Origin of the sequence: Stutzerimonas stutzeri, from assembly GCF_002890895.1 — a bacterium.
Classification (GTDB): Bacteria; Pseudomonadota; Gammaproteobacteria; order Pseudomonadales; family Pseudomonadaceae; genus Stutzerimonas; species Stutzerimonas stutzeri_AB.
Window position 1 is genome coordinate 483,392 of sequence record NZ_POUL01000001.1, and the last position, 16,211, is coordinate 499,602.

Here is a 16,211-nt window from a genome sequence, read left to right on the forward strand (position 1 = left end):
GCCATCAATGGTAAGTGCACCTCCCCGAGAGAAAAGGTTCTGGTATCGCAAAACAGCCAGCTCAACGGCAAACGCAACGCACCTCAAGCCTTCAGCGCCTGCGCATGATGACGCAGATGATCGTCGATAAAGCTGCTGATGAAGTAGTAGCTGTGATCGTAGCCAGGCTGGATACGCATCGTCAGCGGATGATCCGCCGCTCTTGCGGCTGATACCAACGCCTCAGGCTTCAACTGGTTGACCATGAAGTCATCACGATCACCCTGGTCGACCAGTATCGGCAACTTCTCCTGCGCCTTGGCGATCAAGGCGCAGGCATCCCATTCACGCCAGCGAGAGCGATCTTCACCGAGGTAATTGGAAAAGGCCTTTTCACCCCACGGGCAGTCGGCCGGATTGGTGATCGGCGCGAAGGCCGACAGCGACTGGTAGCGGCCAGGATTCTTCAAGGCGCACACCAGCGCACCGTGACCGCCCATGGAGTGTCCGCTGATGCCGCGCTTATCAGAGACCGGGAAGTTTGCCTCGATCAGCGCAGGCAGCTCATCAACCACGTAGTCGTGCATACGGTAATGCTGGGCCCATGGATCCTGAGTCGCATTGAGGTAGAAACCCGCCCCTAGACCGAAGTCATAAGCGGCATCAGGATCATCAGGGACATCAGGCCCGCGCGGGCTGGTATCTGGCGCGACGATGATCAAGCCAAGTTCTGCTGCAAGTCGATGCGCACCCGCTTTCTGCATGAAGTTTTCATCGGTACAGGTCAGGCCGGACAGCCAGTACAGCACGGGCAGCTTTTCGCCCTGCTCCGCCTGAGGCGGCAGGTATACGGCAAACACCATGTCGCAGTTCAAGCTGGCAGAGCGGTGACGATAGCGCTTGTGCCAGCCACCGAAGCTCTTCTGGCAGGAAATGTTCTCGAGGCTCATGGGCCCTCCTGAAGCGGGCCGGTGGTGTTCGCCAGGCAAGGCAAAGCACCACGGCCCGACATGCGAAATCAATAGTGGATGACGGTCCGAATGCTCTTGCCTTCATGCATCAGGTCAAACGCATGGTTGATCTCGTCCAGCCCCATGTTGTGGGTGATGAAGGTATCCAGCGGGATCTCACCGGTCTGAGCCTTCTCCACATAGCCCGGCAATTCGGTGCGCCCTTTGACGCCACCGAAGGCGCTGCCACGCCAGACGCGGCCCGTCACCAGCTGGAACGGACGAGTGCTGATCTCCTGACCCGCGCCGGCCACACCGATGATCACCGATTCGCCCCAACCCTTGTGGGCACATTCCAGCGCGGCGCGCATCAGCTGGACGTTGCCGACACACTCGAATGAATAGTCAACGCCACCATCGGTCATCTCGACGATGACTTCCTGGATCGGCTTGTCGTAATCCTTCGGATTGACGAAGTCGGTCGCGCCCAGTTCTTCGGCGATGGCGAACTTGGACGGATTGATGTCGATCGCGATGATTCGGCTGGCCTTGGCCATCTTTGCGCCGATGATCGCTGCCAGGCCGATGCCGCCCAGGCCGAAGACCGCTACAGTCGCGCCCTCTTCAACCTTGGCGGTGTTGAGTACCGCACCGATCCCGGTGGTTACGCCGCAACCCAGCAGGCAGACCTTGTCCAGTGGCGCTTCCTTGGGAATCTTCGCTACCGAAACCTCAGGCAACACGGTGTATTCGGAAAACGTCGAAGTACCCATGTAGTGGTAAATCGGCTGGCCGTTGTAGGAAAACCGCGTGGTGCCGTCCGGCATCAGGCCCTTGCCCTGGGTCGCGCGCACCGAGCTGCAGAGGTTGGTCTTGCCGGATTTGCAGAATTTGCACTGGCGGCATTCGGCGGTGTACAGCGGGATCACGTGATCGCCCACCGCCACCGAGGTAACGCCTTCGCCGACAGCTTCGACGATGCCGCCCCCTTCGTGACCAAGGATGCATGGGAAGACACCTTCCGAGTCTTCGCCGGAGAGCGTGTACGCGTCGGTGTGGCAGACGCCAGTCGCAACGATGCGCACCAGCACCTCGCCAGCTTTGGGCGGCTCGACGTCCACTTCGACAATTTGCAGAGGCTGATTGGGGGCAAACGCGACTGCGGCACGGGACTTGATGGTCATGGCTGGCTTTACTCGTGGATGAATGGTGAAGCGCAGTGTAGTTTTATCAGCAGACAGGGTTAATAAGCTGATCGTGGAAACATTATTGCCAGGCAGGGATAATTCAGCCCTCTACCGAAAGGATCGCTTATGAACCGGTGGGAAGGCTTGGACGAATTCGTGGCAGTCGCTGAAGCGGGCAGCTTCATGCGCGCCGCCGAACATCTGCGCGTATCGTCATCCCATGTAAGTCGGCAAGTGGCGCGGCTTGAGGAACGCCTGCAGGCCCGCTTGCTCTATCGCACCACCCGCCGTGTATCGCTGACCGAAGCCGGCCATACCTTCCTCTCTCGCTGCCAGCGTTTGATCGAAGAGCGCGACGAAGCCTTTCACGCCATCAGCGACCTGCATGCCGCCCCCACAGGGTTATTGCGGATGACCGCTGCAGTCGCGTACGGCGAACGATTCATCGTGCCGCTGGTAAACGAATTCATGGCGCAGCACCCTCAATTGCGGGTCGACATTGAATTGTCCAACCGCACGCTCGATCTGGTGCAGGAAGGTTACGACCTGGCCATACGCCTGGGCCGACTCAGCGAATCACGGCTGGTCGCTACGCGCATCGCCCCGCGGGCGATGTATCTGTGCGCCGCACCGAGCTACCTCGAGCGCTACGGCCGGCCTCACACGCTTTCCGAGCTGGCGCGGCACAATTGCCTGATAGGCACCGTTGATACCTGGACGTTGCAGATCGAAGGTCGCGAGCAGCCTTTCAAGCCCTCTGGCAACTGGCGTTGCAACAGCGGCCAGGCGGTGCTGGACGCTGCACTACGGGGCTTCGGGCTATGCCAGCTACCGGACTATTACGTCCAGGAACCGCTGCGCCGCGGTGAACTGGTGTCCTTGCTCGAAACCTATCAGCCGCCGAATACAGCCGTATGGGCCGTCTATCCGCAGCGGCGCTATCCCTTGCCAAAGGTCCGGCTATTGATCCAGGCATTGAAGCAGGGCCTGGCAAGCCGCCCTGAATACCGCAACGAACGCAATTGAGTTGCGACTGCGCCGCGCGTCCGACTGCCAGCGTCAGGCGGAACCCGAATTAACCCACCACGTCGAAATCCTGAAGCCGGTGCCTCCGGCCCTCTGCTTGAGCGAGCCGGCCATTCAATCAGGAGGACATCATGCAGATTCTGGTGAACAGCAATCATAGCGTCGACGTGACCAGCAACCTTGAGGAGCACGTGAAGGCGACGGTCGAGAGCGAACTGGAGCGCTTCGACGATCAGCTGACCCGAGTCGAAGTTCATCTCAACGACGAGAACAGCGGCAAAAGTGGTCCGCAGGATAAGCGCTGCCAGATGGAAGCACGCGTCAAAGGGCACGAGCCCATCTCGACCAGCCACAAGGCGGACTCGCTGAATATGGCTATCGACGGCTGTGCCGAAAAGCTAAACCACGCACTAGCCCATGCGCTGGACAAGAAACTCAATCACCACTGAACGCCGCCTATGAGACCCGCCAAAGCGGGCCGATCGTCACCCGTGAGGAACCGAACCATCTGACAACGAGTGAGGCCGTACATGAACAGATTGCTCGATCGAGAAACCATGTCCCAACTGCTGGCAAAACGCGAAGCGCCCTGCCTGTCACTTTATCAGCCCACCCACCGCAGTTTCCCCGAGCGGCAGCAGGACCCGATTCGCTTCAAGCACCTCGTCCGTGAGCTGGAAGACTCGCTCAAGCAACAAGGCCGGGGGGATCAGGCCAAAGCATTGCTTAAGCCGTTCCAAGACCTGATGAATGATCCCGACTTCTGGAATTCCAACCGTGATGGACTTGCCGTCTTCGGTGCGGTGGATTATTTCGAAGTATTCCGCTTGCAACGCAGCGTTCCCGAGCTCGCCGTCGCCAATGATCGAATGCACCTCAAGCCGCTACTACGTATAGCGCAGTCTGCTGATCGCTATCAGATACTGGCGATCACCCTCAACTCGGTTCGTTTATTCGAAGGCAACCGCGACGGCATCGACGAAGTCCGCTTGGGCGACGGGGTACCGAAAACACTTGAGGAAGCATTGGGGCGCGATCTGACCGAGAAGGGGCAGACCGGCTTCCCGCAAGGCTACAGCCGCGCCAGCGAGCGTGGCGACCCAATGCAGGTGGAAAGCGGTGGCGCTGGCCGCCAAGACGAAATCGATCGAGACCGGGAGCGTTTCTTCCGTGAAGTGGACCGCGCAATTCTCGAGCACCACAGCCGCAAGTCGCGACTGCCGCTGATCCTCGCCGCATTGCCGGAGCATCAGTTTCACTTTCGCAAACTCAGCCACAACGAGTTCATGCTTTCGGAAGGGATCGAAAGCGATGCATCGTTGCTGAGCCATGACGAACTTCGGCAAAAGAGCTGGATGGTCATGCAGCCGCGCTACATCAAGCGTCTGGAAGGCTTCATCAACCAATACGGCGTCTCGCACGGTCAGGGACTGGCTACCGACCAGCTTGAGCAGATCGGCCAGGCGACACTCGAAGGCCGCGTTGCCACGCTTCTGGTGGAGGCGGAGCGTCAGATTCCAGGAGTTGTGGACAAGCAGCAGGGTAAGGCGGTCGCTGTGGAAGATGACACCGCAACGACGCCCGACCTGCTCGACGAGTTGACCATATGGACGCTGGAACAAGGCGGCGAGGTGATTGCTGTGCCTACCGAACGCATGCCAACTGAAAGTGGTGCCGCTGCAATCTATCGGTACTGATCGCAACGCCTGTAGAGCTGCTATGCAGAGCGCATCGACTTTACTTTGTGCCGAGCATTGTGAGCAGCGCTGGACTCACGATTTCCAGCGCTGCTCCAGCCATTGAAGATCCTCTGGACGAGTGATCTTCAGATTGTCGGCCCGACCTTCAACCAAACGCGGGTGGTATCCCGCCCATTCAAGCGCGGACGCTTCATCAGTCACCGCCACCCCGCTCGCAAGCGCATCCGCCAAGGCCTCGCGCAACGACCCAAGCCGGAACATCTGTGGGGTAAATGCCTGCCAGATGACGCTGCGATCAACCGTCTCCTGGACGCGGCCGTCTGTATCTGCCCGCTTGAGCGTATCGCGCGCCGGCACGGCGAGCAGCCCACCAACAGCATCGTTGGCGAGGGTCTCCAGCAGCTGATTAAGATCCGTGAGTGTCAGGTTGGGTCTGGCGGCGTCGTGCACCAGCACCCAGTCGTTGTCCGAGGCACCGAGGCCAGACAGTCTTCGCAGGCCGCCAAGCACGGAGTCGGCTCGCTCGCTACCGCCATCGGCACGGTGAACCCGCGGATCTATCGCGCAAGGGAGATCTGGCCAATAGGCATCATCACGCGCCAGACAGACCACCAGTCCCATGAGCTGGGGATGACCCAGGAAACAATCCAGGGTGTGTTCCAAGATCGTCCTTCCAGCCAGCTGCAGATACTGCTTGGGACGGTCGGCTCGCATGCGACTGCCAATGCCGGCAGCCGGAATAACGACCCAGTAAGACGGGAGATTGTTTACACTCATTCGGTGAGCTGAAAGAGAGTTTCGCCCTCTTTGACCATGCCCAACTCATGCCGAGCACGCTCTTCCACAGTTTCCATACCCTGCTTGAGCTCTCTGACCTCGGCTTCGAGAATTCGGTTGCGCTCAAGCAACCGCTGGTTCTCGCCCTGCTGCTCAGCAATCTGTTTGTTCAGCCCGCTGACCTGGGCGAGGCTGCCCTCGCCCACCCACAGGCGATACTGCAAGCCACCCAGGAGCAGAATCAGGACAACAAACAACCAGTAGGGACTGCGCATGGAGGGCATGGATCGAATTCGATTGGTTTCCAGTGACATTGTATAAGCGGCGGTCAGCGACATGGCCCGGCTTTCCTTTGCTGGCTAGCGCATCGCCGTGCGGCGACCTTAACAGCGCTGACCGTTATCCACAAAAAAGGGCGACTAACGCCGCCCTTTTCTAGCATGCCCCAGCTTTTCTAGCGATAGCCAGATTAGCCGCGAAACTCGGCACGTCCCTTGTAAGCCGCTTTCCCGCCAAGCTGCTCTTCGATACGAAGCAGCTGGTTGTACTTGGATACGCGGTCCGAGCGGCACAGTGAACCAGTCTTGATCTGGCCGGCAGCCGTTCCTACTGCCAAGTCGGCGATGGTGCTGTCTTCGGTTTCGCCGGAGCGGTGCGAAATCACCGCCGTGTAACCAGCAGCCTTGGCCATCTGGATGGCTTCCAGGGTTTCGGTCAGCGAACCGATCTGGTTGAACTTGATCAGGATCGAGTTACCGATGCCCTTCTCGATGCCTTCCTTAAGGATCTTGGTGTTGGTTACGAACAGGTCGTCGCCCACCAGCTGAACTTTGCTACCGATCTTGTCGGTCAGAACCTTCCAGCCAGCCCAGTCGGACTCGTCCATGCCATCTTCGATGGAGATGATCGGATAGCGCTCGGCCAGGCCCGCCAGGTAGTCAGCAAAACCGGCGGCGTCGAAGACTTTGCCTTCACCGGCGAGGTCGTATTTACCGTTCTCGAAGAACTCGCTGGAAGCGCAATCAAGCGCCAGGGTGACGTCATCGCCCAGCGTATAACCGGCGTTAGCCACCGCTTCTGCGATGGCTGCCAGGGCGTCTTCGTTGGATGCCAGGTTCGGTGCGAAGCCACCTTCGTCACCAACCGAAGTGCTCAGGCCACGGGCCTTCAACACGGCTTTCAGGTGGTGGAAGATTTCGGCGCCCATGCGCAGCGCATCAGCGAATGTCTTGGCGCCGACGGGCTGAACCATGAACTCCTGAATGTCGACATTGTTGTCGGCATGTTCACCACCGTTGATGATGTTCATCATCGGCACCGGCATGGAGTACTCACCCGGTGTGCCATTGAGATTGGCAATGTGCGCGTAGAGCGGCAGATCCTGGTCCTGCGCAGCGGCTTTGGCAGCAGCCAACGACACGGCAAGAATGGCGTTGGCACCCAGCGAGGCTTTGTTTTCGGTACCGTCCAGCTCGATCATGGCGCGGTCCAGCGCCTTCTGATCCAGCGGGTCCTTGCCCAGCAGCAGATCACGGATAGGGCCATTGATGTTGCCGACAGCCTTCAGCACACCTTTCCCCATGTAACGGCTCTTGTCGCCATCGCGCAGTTCCAGCGCCTCGCGGGACCCAGTGGAAGCACCGGACGGCGCACAGGCGCTGCCGGTAATGCCGTTATCCAGGATAACGTCAGCTTCAACAGTGGGATTGCCACGGGAGTCGAGAACCTCACGCCCTTTGATGTCGACGATCTTTGCCATTTTTATTAACACTCCGTAGATAGCTTCAAGGCTTCAAGCAGTTTCGATTGGCGCAAAATTCTTGATCAGATCATCCAGCTGCTTGAGCTGGGTGAGGAAGGGTTCGAGCTTGTCCAAACGCAATGCACAAGGACCATCGCACTTGGCATTTTCCGGATCCGGATGGGCCTCAAGGAACAACCCGGCCAGCCCTTGGCTGAGACCGGCCTTGGCCAGATCGGTAACCTGTGCGCGACGACCGCCAGCCGAGTCGGCGCGGCCACCCGGCATCTGCAGCGCATGTGTGACATCGAAGATCACCGGATATTGCATCCGCTTCATGATGTCGAAGCCGAGCATGTCGACGACCAGGTTGTTGTAGCCAAAAGAGGAGCCGCGTTCGCAGAGAATGAGTTGATCATTGCCGGCTTCTTCACACTTGGTGAGGATGTGCTTCATTTCCTGCGGCGCGAGGAACTGCGCCTTCTTGATATTGATCACCGCACCGGTCTTCGCCATCGCCACCACCAGATCGGTCTGGCGCGAGAGGAAGGCCGGCAGCTGAATGATGTCGCACACCTCGGCCACCGGCTGTGCCTGGTGAGGCTCGTGTACGTCGGTGATCACCGGAACGCCGAAGGTCTTCTTCACTTCTTCAAAGATGCGCATCCCCTCTTCCAGGCCAGGGCCTCGGAAGGAGTTGATCGAGGAGCGATTGGCCTTGTCGAAGCTGGCCTTGAAGATATAAGGAATACCGAGTTTCTCGGTGACCTTTACATAGGTTTCGCATATCTGCAGTGCAAGATCGCGAGACTCCAGCACGTTCATCCCGCCAAACAACACGAATGGCTTGTCGTTGGCGATTTCGATACTGCCGACGCGAATGGTCTTCTGACTCATGCTTTGCCCGCCTTGTAATCCAGCGCTGCCTTGACGAAGCCACTGAACAGCGGATGACCGTCGCGCGGTGTGGATGTGAATTCAGGGTGGAACTGGCAGGCCACGAACCAGGGATGATCTGGCGCCTCGACCACTTCGACCAACGCGCCGTCACCGGAGCGACCGGTGATCTTCAGGCCAGCGGCCTGCAGTTGCGGCAGCAGGTTATTGTTCACTTCATAGCGATGGCGATGACGCTCGATGACGCGCTCCTTGCCGTAGCAGGCGAACACATTGGAGCCTGCCTCCAGACCGCATTCCTGCGCACCCAAACGCATGGTGCCACCCAGGTCTGACGCATCGCTGCGGGTTTCCACAGCACCGGTGGCATCTTCCCACTCGGTGATCAGACCCACGACCGGATGGGTGCTGTCCTTGTCGAACTCGGTGGAATTGGCGTCGGTCCAGCCAAGCACATCACGAGCAAACTCGATCACCGCAACCTGCATGCCGAGGCAGATGCCGAGGTAAGGAATCTTGCTCTCGCGAGCATATTTGACCGTAGCGATCTTGCCTTCCACGCCGCGCAGACCGAAACCACCCGGAACCAGGATCGCATCCATGCCTTCCAGCAAGCTGGTGCCCTGGTTTTCGATGTCTTCGGAATCAATGTAGCGAAGGTTCACTTTGGTACGGCTCTGGATGCCAGCATGGCTCATTGCTTCGATCAGAGATTTGTACGCATCCAGAAGTTCCATGTACTTGCCGACCATGGCAATGGTGACTTCCCGCTCCGGGTTCAGCTTGGCGTCGACCACACGATCCCATTCGGACAGATCGGCTCCGCCGCACTCCAGACCGAAGCGCTCGACCACAAAGTCGTCCAGCCCCTGAGCATGCAGCACACCAGGAATCTTGTAGATGGTGTCAACGTCCTCAAGGCTGATCACCGCGCGCTCTTCGACGTTGGTAAACAGAGCAATCTTGCGCCTTGAGGAGACGTCGATCGGATGGTCGGAGCGGCATACCAGTACGTCTGGCTGCAGACCGATGGAGCGCAGCTCCTTCACCGAATGCTGGGTTGGCTTGGTCTTGGTTTCACCAGCCGTGGCGATATAAGGGACCAGCGTAAGGTGCATCAGCATCGCGCGTTTCGCGCCCACTTCCACGCGAAGCTGGCGGATCGCCTCAAGAAAGGGTTGCGACTCGATGTCGCCGACCGTGCCGCCAACCTCCACCAGCGCAACGTCAGCATCGCCAGCGCCTTTGATGATGCGGCGCTTGATTTCGTCAGTGATGTGCGGAATCACCTGAATGGTGGCGCCCAGGTAGTCACCACGGCGCTCGCGACGCAGTACATCTTCGTAGACGCGGCCGGTGGTGAAGTTGTTGCTCTTGGTCATCGTGGTGCGGATGAACCGCTCGTAGTGACCAAGGTCGAGGTCGGTCTCGGCGCCGTCGTGGGTGACGAACACCTCACCGTGCTGGAACGGGCTCATGGTGCCCGGATCCACGTTGATGTAAGGGTCCAGCTTGAGCATCGTGACCTTCAGGCCCCGCGCCTCCAGGATGGCCGCCAATGAAGCCGAGGCGATGCCTTTCCCCAATGAAGAAACAACACCACCCGTGACGAAGATGTAGCGCGTCATGAAAAACCCTAGAAGTCTGCGTTAAGCGGTCAGCGCCGCCGGGGAAGAGCGAAGGTGCCACTGCGCCTGGGGCGGCAATAGCTCAACTGCCACGGTTTTCGAAGAAAGCCGCAGAAGCTGTGTTGGGACGGGAGCGTAGTCTACTCGAAAGACCCTATCAGCTCAAACCTAGCGTCGGCCGGCGGCGACCAATGAAGCGACAGGGCTTGGGCATCGAACTGCGGCAGATTGGCTACAGCAACGAGCTCACCGTCGACGAAGAGCAACGGTAAACGCGAGCGCACGAAACCTGGCACACCAGCCTCATTGAGCAACCGCTTGAGGTCACGCCGGCCACGGTTAGGAATTCTCAGTGACTCGCCGCCCTGACGATAGCGCACCTGCAACAAGCCCTGCCCAGCGTAGCCGCTCAAGCGTAGGAAGCCGTTGCCGGGCAGCTGCAGGTCAGTGCTCGGCTGCGGCCAGTCGACTAGCCCCGCCACGGTGGCCAACCAGGGCCCCGATAACCACCAGAGGCAACCATCGCCTCTGTGCAGCTCGCCAGCAGCCAAGCGCCAGACCGGAGCGGCATCCGGAGCGGCATCACGCAACGCATCCCAGCCAGCCCAATGATCGCTATCGGGAAGCGCCGTCAGATCAGCCAACCAATAGCGCAACGCATTGCGCTGACGAGCGGGACTGAGCGATTCCAGTGACAACAAGGAGAGCTTCGGCATCGGTAACCACTGATACCGGCAAGGCGCATGAGCTTTGCGCAGATCAATTTCGGCGAGCTCATCCAGCAACTGCTGTGCCTCGCCCAGATGCCCGGCGGCGCGCGCCATATTTTCCACGGCTCGAGGCCAGCGCTGCCGGAGTACTGGCATGACACGATGACGAAGAAAGTTTCGCGCATGTTCGGTGCATTGGTTGCTTGGGTCCTCGACCCAGCTGAGGCCCTGCGCTCGCGCGTAGGCCTCCAGCTCTTCACGCGAGACATTGAGTAAAGGCCGCACCAGCCATCCATCGCCCAGCGCGCGTATTGCTGGCATGCTGGCAAGGCCACGCACCCCCGCGCCACGCAGCAGGCGAAAGACCAGGGTCTCCGCCTGATCGTCTCGATGCTGACCAGTGAAAAGCACGTCGGCTGGGTTCAAGCACTCGCTGAAGGCCGCATATCGCGCAGCTCGCGCGGCGCTTTCGAGGCTTGGACCAGGCTCCACCCGTACCCGCACAACCTGCAACTCAATGCCGAGGCTTCGGCAGATGGACCGGCAGTGCTCCGGCCAACCCTCGGCTGCAGGCTGCAAACCATGGTGGATATGGATTGCGCTTATTGGCGGGAGATGTTCGCGACTCGATAAGCGCACCAATAGATGCAGCAGCACGGTGGAGTCCAGCCCACCGGAAAAAGCCACACGCCAGCGCGGCGCGGTACGCCATGGTTGCAATGCATCAAGCAGCCGAGACTCGAGAGACATCTGGTTGCAGCTCAGAATAAACGAAGGCCAGCATAAGCTGGATATGGTCGAACGCTAGCCAATCGCACGGATCAGTGGGGCGCTGAAACAATCTGGCAAAGTGAAAGGCTCAGACATGAAAACGGCGGGAAAGCCCGCCGTTTCGTTCATCGACCACTTAATATCAGGCAATGCCGTAGCTCATCAGACGCTCGTAACGCCGCGCCAGCAGGGCCTCGGTATCGAGCCCTTTGAGCATGTCGAGCTGAACGGTCAACTCGTCACGCAGCGACGCCGCGATCGCCGCCGGATTACGATGGGCGCCGCCCAGCGGCTCGGGTACGACCTTGTCGACGATACCGAGATTCTTCAAACGTTCGGCGGTTACACCCATCGCCTCGGCAGCTTCCGGCGCCTTGTCAGCAGTCCGCCATAGAATGGAGGCGCAGCCTTCAGGCGAAATGACCGCATAAGTCGAGTACTGCAGCATGTTCAGCTGGTCGCAAACGCCAATAGCCAGCGCACCACCGGAACCACCCTCGCCGATCACCGTGGCGATGATGGGGGTTTTCAGCCGTGCCATGACCCGCAGGTTCCAGGCAATTGCCTCGCTCTGGTTGCGCTCTTCAGCATCGATACCCGGATAGGCGCCAGGTGTGTCGATGAAGGTGAGGATCGGCATCTTGAAGCGCTCGGCCAATTCCATCAGGCGGCACGCCTTGCGATAGCCCTCAGGACGGGGCATACCGAAATTACGACGCACCTTTTCGCGGACCTCTCGACCTTTCTGATGACCGATGATCATCACCGGCTCGCCGTTCAAGCGAGCCGTACCACCGACGATTGCGGCGTCATCGGAGAAATGGCGATCGCCATGCAGCTCTTCGAACTCGGTGAACAGGTGTTTGATGTAATCCAGCGTGTAAGGGCGCTGCGGGTGTCGGGCCAGACGAGCGATCTGCCAACTGGTGAGATTGCCGAAGATGCTCTCGGTGAGCGACTCGCTCTTGTCCTGCAGGCGGGCAATCTCATCGCCAATGTTCAGCGAGTTGTCATTACCAACCAGGCGCAATTCTTCGATCTTGGCTTGCAGGTCGGCGATCGGCTGTTCGAAATCGAGAAAATTCGGGTTCATAGGCATCCGTCATGCGTCGACGGCCAGGCGGCCGGGAGCTGTTCCGTTTTTTGCGCCCTACCTTACGGGACGGACGCATTCAGGTCGAACAAAATGTTCACAATCATGACCCGATCAGAGATCAGGCCGGTTCAGGACGCCGATGGTTCTCGCACCTGCAAAGGTGCCCCCATCGGCGGGTCCCACTATCGGTATTGCAGAAAGACGTTGTCGCGCCCGAACTGGTCACGCAATGCCTGAATCAAGTTGTCGGCAGGGTCGATTCGCCAACCTTCGCCGAACTGCAACAGAGCCCGGGCATCAGCGCCGGTGTACTCCAGCGTAATCGGACAGGCGCCGCGATGACGACCGCAAACATCGGCCAACCAACGGACCCGATCGCCTTTTAGCGCATCGCTGGCCACTTTGACTCGCAGACTTTCGGCCAACCCGGTTCGGGCCTCCTCCAGACTCATGACCCGCTTGGCTCGCAGGCGCAATCCTCCCGAGAAATCATCATTACTGACTTCGCCCTCTACCACCACCAGAGCATCGGTCTGCAGTAACGCCTGAGCGCTGTTGAAGGCTTCGGCGAACAGCGAGGCTTCGATCCGCCCCGAGCGATCGTCCAAGGTAATAAAGCCCATCTTGTCGCCTTTCTTGTTCTTCATGACCCGTAGGTTGACGATCAGCCCGGCTACAGTCTGCTCGCCCCGAGCAGGACGTAGATCGATGATGCGCTGACGAGCAAAGCGGCGGACCTCGCCTTCGTATTCATCGATTGGATGCCCGGTAAGGTAGAGGCCAAGGGTGTCCTTCTCACCTTTCAGACGCTCCTTCAGGGACAACTCGCGTGCTTTGCGATGGTTCGCATAGACATCTGCTTCGGGCTCAGCGAACAAGCCGCCAAAGAGGTCGGCATGGCCGCTGTCGAGGCTGCGTGCCGTCTGCTCTGCTGCCTGAATCGCCTCTTCCATTGCCGAGAGCAGCACCGCCCGATTGCGATCAATATTGGCCTGGTAGGCTTTCGGCTCATCTGAGAAATATGGCCCAAGGCGATCCAGCGCGCCTCCACGGATCAGGGCTTCGAGGGTGCGCTTGTTGATTCGCTTGAGATCGACACGGCTGCAGAAATCGAACAGGTCCTTGAACGGCCCGCCTTCCTTGCGACATTCACAAATGGCTTCGACCGGGCCCTCACCGACGCCTTTGATCGCTCCAAGTCCGTAAATGATCCGACCATCGTCACTGACCGTGAACTTGAACTCGGAGTTGTTCACATCAGGCGCGTCGATGCGCAGCTTCATGCTGCGGCATTCTTCGATCAGCGTGACCACCTTGTCGGTGTTGTGCATGTCCGCCGATAGAACCGCTGCCATGAAAGGCGACGGGTGATGCGCCTTGAGCCAGGCGGTCTGGTACGAAACCAGGCCATAGGCCGCCGAGTGAGATTTGTTGAAGCCGTAGCCGGCAAACTTTTCGACGAGGTCGAAAATGTTACCCGCCAGATCAGCGTCGATGCCGTTGTTGGCACAGCCTTCGATGAAGCCGCCGCGCTGCTTGGCCATTTCCTCGGGCTTTTTCTTACCCATGGCGCGACGCAGCATATCCGCCTGGCCAAGGGTATAGCCGCCCATGACCTGCGCAATCTGCATCACCTGCTCCTGATACAGGATGATGCCGTAGGTGGGAGCCAGCACCGGCTTGAGGCCCTCATACTGGTAATCCGTATGCGGATAGGAAATCTCTGCACGGCCGTGCTTACGGTTGATGAAGTCGTCAACCATGCCCGACTGCAGCGGGCCAGGCCGGAACAGCGCCACCAGAGCGATGAGGTCTTCCAAGCAGTCCGGCTTGAGCTTTTTGATCAGCTCCTTCATCCCGCGCGATTCAAGCTGGAAGACTGCGGTCGTCTCGGCTTTTTGCAGCAACGAATAGGTCGACTTGTCGTCCAGCGGGATGAAATCAATGTTGACTGGCTCGAGCCCCTTGCGCGCCTGCTCGCGATTGATGGTTTCCAGCGCCCACTTGATGATGGTCAGGGTGCGCAGGCCAAGGAAGTCGAACTTGACCAGGCCCGCCTGCTCGACGTCATCCTTGTCGAACTGAGTCACCAGGCTGCCACCTTCGTCATCACAGGCGATGGGTGCAAAATCGGTGAGCTTGGTGGGCGCGATGACCACGCCGCCGGCGTGCTTGCCGGTACCGCGCGTGATCCCTTCGAGCTTGAGCGCCATGTCCCAGATTTCCCGGGCGTCTTCGTCGACGACCAGGAAATCCCGGAGCGGCTCTTCCATTTCGTAGGCTTTCGCCAGAGTCATACCGACTTCGAAGGGAATCATCTTCGACAGTCGATCAGCCAGACCGTAGGACTTACCCTGCACCCGCGCCACGTCACGCACCACGGCCTTGGCCGCCATGGTGCCGAAGGTAATGATCTGGCTGACCGCGTTGCGGCCGTACTTCTCCGCCACGTAGTCGATGACCCGGTCACGGCCATCCATGCAGAAGTCGACGTCGAAGTCGGGCATGGAGACCCGCTCCGGGTTAAGGAAACGTTCGAACAGCAGGTCGTAGGCCAGCGGATCGAGATCGGTGATCTTCTGCACGTAGGCCACCAGCGACCCCGCACCCGATCCCCGCCCAGGCCCAACCGGCACGCCATTGCTCTTCGCCCACTGGATGAAGTCCATGACGATAAGGAAGTAGCCGGGGAAGCCCATCTGAATAATGATGTCGAGCTCGAAATTCAGCCGGTCGATGTAAACCTGCTTTTTCGCCTCATAGTCCGGCGTGTCCTTGGGCAGCAGCACCTCGAGTCGCTCATCGAGCCCGTCGAACGATACCTTGCGGAAATATTCGTCCATGGTCATGCCATCCGGCACCGGAAAATCGGGCAGGAAGTAGGTACCGAGCTGCACTTCAATGTTGCAGCGCCGGGCGATCTCTACGGTGTTCTCCAACGCCTCTGGCAGATCGCTGAACAGCTCCCACATCTCCTCGGGCGTCTTCAGATACTGCTGGTCGGAATAATTCCGCGGCCGCCGCGAGTCGTCGAGGGTGCGACTTTCACCGATACACACGCGCGTTTCGTGGGCTTCAAAATCTTCCTGTTTGAGAAAGCGCACATCGTTGGTAGCCACAAGCGGAACACTGCAGCGCTGCGCCAATACCACAGCCGCATGCAGATGCTCTTCGTCGTTGACGCGGCTTGTACGCTGTACTTCAAGATAGAAACGCTGCGGAAAGGTTTGCTTCCACTCATTCAGCAATGCCTCGGCCAAGGCTTCTTCGCCATCGAGCAGCGCATGGCCGATCTCCCCTTCCTTGGCGCCCGACAATGCAATCAAACCATCTGCCGCGCCTTTGACCCAGTCGCGCTCAATAATGATCTGATCGTTACGCTGACCTTCTGTCCAACCGCGCGAAACCAGTTCGGTCAGGTTGCGATATCCCTGGCTGTTCATCGCCAGCAAGGTCAAGCGGCTGAGCGGTCCATCTTCCTCGCGGCTGGCCAGCCAGATATCGGCACCACAGACCGGCTTGATCCCTGCGCCTTGTGCCGCCTTGTAGAACTTGACCAGCGAGCACATGTTGCTCTGGTCCGTGACCGCCACCGCTGGCATGCCTGCGCTTGCTACCGACTTCACCAACGGTTTGACGCGCACCAGTCCGTCAACCAGAGAATATTCAGTGTGCAGACGGAGGTGGACGAAGGAGACGGGCATGAACGAACCTTGGACTGGCGAAACGACAAGCCGCGAATTGTACCG

Annotated in this window: 13 protein-coding genes; 3 read left to right on the forward strand and 10 right to left on the reverse strand. The window is 59.2% G+C overall.

Annotated features, from left to right (window positions below):
- Positions 1 to 83: 83 nt before the first annotated feature.
- Both fghA and CXK96_RS02290 read right to left on the reverse strand, forming a co-directional pair.
- Positions 84 to 929 carry an S-formylglutathione hydrolase gene (gene fghA, locus CXK96_RS02285; RefSeq protein ID WP_102834871.1) on the reverse strand — a complete coding sequence of 282 codons (846 nt, stop codon included), beginning with the start codon at positions 927 to 929 and terminating at the stop codon, positions 84 to 86.
- A 68-nt stretch (positions 930 to 997) separates the two neighbouring features.
- On the reverse strand, positions 998 to 2,113 hold the full coding sequence (locus tag CXK96_RS02290; protein ID WP_102834872.1) for an S-(hydroxymethyl)glutathione dehydrogenase/class III alcohol dehydrogenase: 1,116 nt from the start codon (positions 2,111 to 2,113) through the stop codon (positions 998 to 1,000).
- 129 nt (positions 2,114 to 2,242) lie between these two features.
- On the opposite strand from CXK96_RS02290, the gene CXK96_RS02295 reads away from it, so the two are divergent.
- The 3 genes from CXK96_RS02295 (at position 2,243) to CXK96_RS02305 (ending at position 4,839) form a co-directional block, all read left to right on the forward strand.
- Positions 2,243 to 3,142, forward strand: coding sequence for a LysR family transcriptional regulator (locus CXK96_RS02295; RefSeq protein WP_102834873.1), 900 nt, complete (start codon positions 2,243 to 2,245; stop codon positions 3,140 to 3,142).
- A gap of 131 nt (positions 3,143 to 3,273) precedes the next feature.
- Positions 3,274 to 3,591, forward strand: coding sequence for a ribosome hibernation-promoting factor, HPF/YfiA family (hpf, locus tag CXK96_RS02300; protein WP_102834874.1), 318 nt, complete (start codon positions 3,274 to 3,276; stop codon positions 3,589 to 3,591).
- An 81-nt stretch (positions 3,592 to 3,672) separates the two neighbouring features.
- Positions 3,673 to 4,839: a hypothetical protein gene (locus tag CXK96_RS02305; protein ID WP_102834875.1), complete on the forward strand. Its 1,167-nt coding sequence runs from the start codon at positions 3,673 to 3,675 to the stop codon at positions 4,837 to 4,839.
- A gap of 75 nt (positions 4,840 to 4,914) precedes the next feature.
- On the opposite strand, the gene ispD is transcribed toward CXK96_RS02305, so the two are convergent.
- The 8 genes from ispD to dnaE all read right to left on the reverse strand — a co-directional run bounded on the left by ispD (position 4,915) and on the right by dnaE (position 16,166).
- A complete protein-coding gene (gene ispD, locus CXK96_RS02310) occupies positions 4,915 to 5,619 on the reverse strand; it encodes a 2-C-methyl-D-erythritol 4-phosphate cytidylyltransferase (RefSeq protein ID WP_102834876.1) in 705 nt (234 codons plus the stop codon).
- Positions 5,616 to 5,894, reverse strand: a complete 279-nt coding sequence (gene ftsB, locus CXK96_RS02315) for a cell division protein FtsB (RefSeq protein ID WP_073301032.1) — start codon at positions 5,892 to 5,894, stop codon at positions 5,616 to 5,618. Before ftsB ends, ispD begins: the two co-directional genes overlap by 4 nt.
- A 194-nt stretch (positions 5,895 to 6,088) precedes the next feature.
- Positions 6,089 to 7,378: a phosphopyruvate hydratase gene (gene eno / locus CXK96_RS02320; RefSeq protein ID WP_102834877.1), complete on the reverse strand. Its 1,290-nt coding sequence runs from the start codon at positions 7,376 to 7,378 to the stop codon at positions 6,089 to 6,091.
- A gap of 33 nt (positions 7,379 to 7,411) precedes the next feature.
- Positions 7,412 to 8,257, reverse strand: coding sequence for a 3-deoxy-8-phosphooctulonate synthase (kdsA, locus tag CXK96_RS02325; protein WP_102834878.1), 846 nt, complete (start codon positions 8,255 to 8,257; stop codon positions 7,412 to 7,414).
- Positions 8,254 to 9,885 carry a CTP synthase gene (locus CXK96_RS02330; protein WP_102834879.1) on the reverse strand — a complete coding sequence of 544 codons (1,632 nt, stop codon included), beginning with the start codon at positions 9,883 to 9,885 and terminating at the stop codon, positions 8,254 to 8,256. The genes kdsA and CXK96_RS02330 overlap by 4 nt, the downstream gene beginning before the upstream one ends.
- A gap of 140 nt (positions 9,886 to 10,025) precedes the next feature.
- Positions 10,026 to 11,345, reverse strand: coding sequence for a tRNA lysidine(34) synthetase TilS (tilS, locus tag CXK96_RS02335; RefSeq protein WP_102834880.1), 1,320 nt, complete (start codon positions 11,343 to 11,345; stop codon positions 10,026 to 10,028).
- Positions 11,346 to 11,508: 163 nt separating this feature from the next.
- Positions 11,509 to 12,459: an acetyl-CoA carboxylase carboxyltransferase subunit alpha gene (locus CXK96_RS02340; RefSeq protein WP_102834881.1), complete on the reverse strand. Its 951-nt coding sequence runs from the start codon at positions 12,457 to 12,459 to the stop codon at positions 11,509 to 11,511.
- Between the two features lie 185 nt (positions 12,460 to 12,644).
- Positions 12,645 to 16,166 (reverse strand): DNA polymerase III subunit alpha, encoded by a 3,522-nt coding sequence (gene dnaE, locus CXK96_RS02345; RefSeq protein ID WP_102834882.1) that lies wholly within the window; start codon positions 16,164 to 16,166, stop codon positions 12,645 to 12,647.
- Positions 16,167 to 16,211 lie beyond the last annotated feature (45 nt).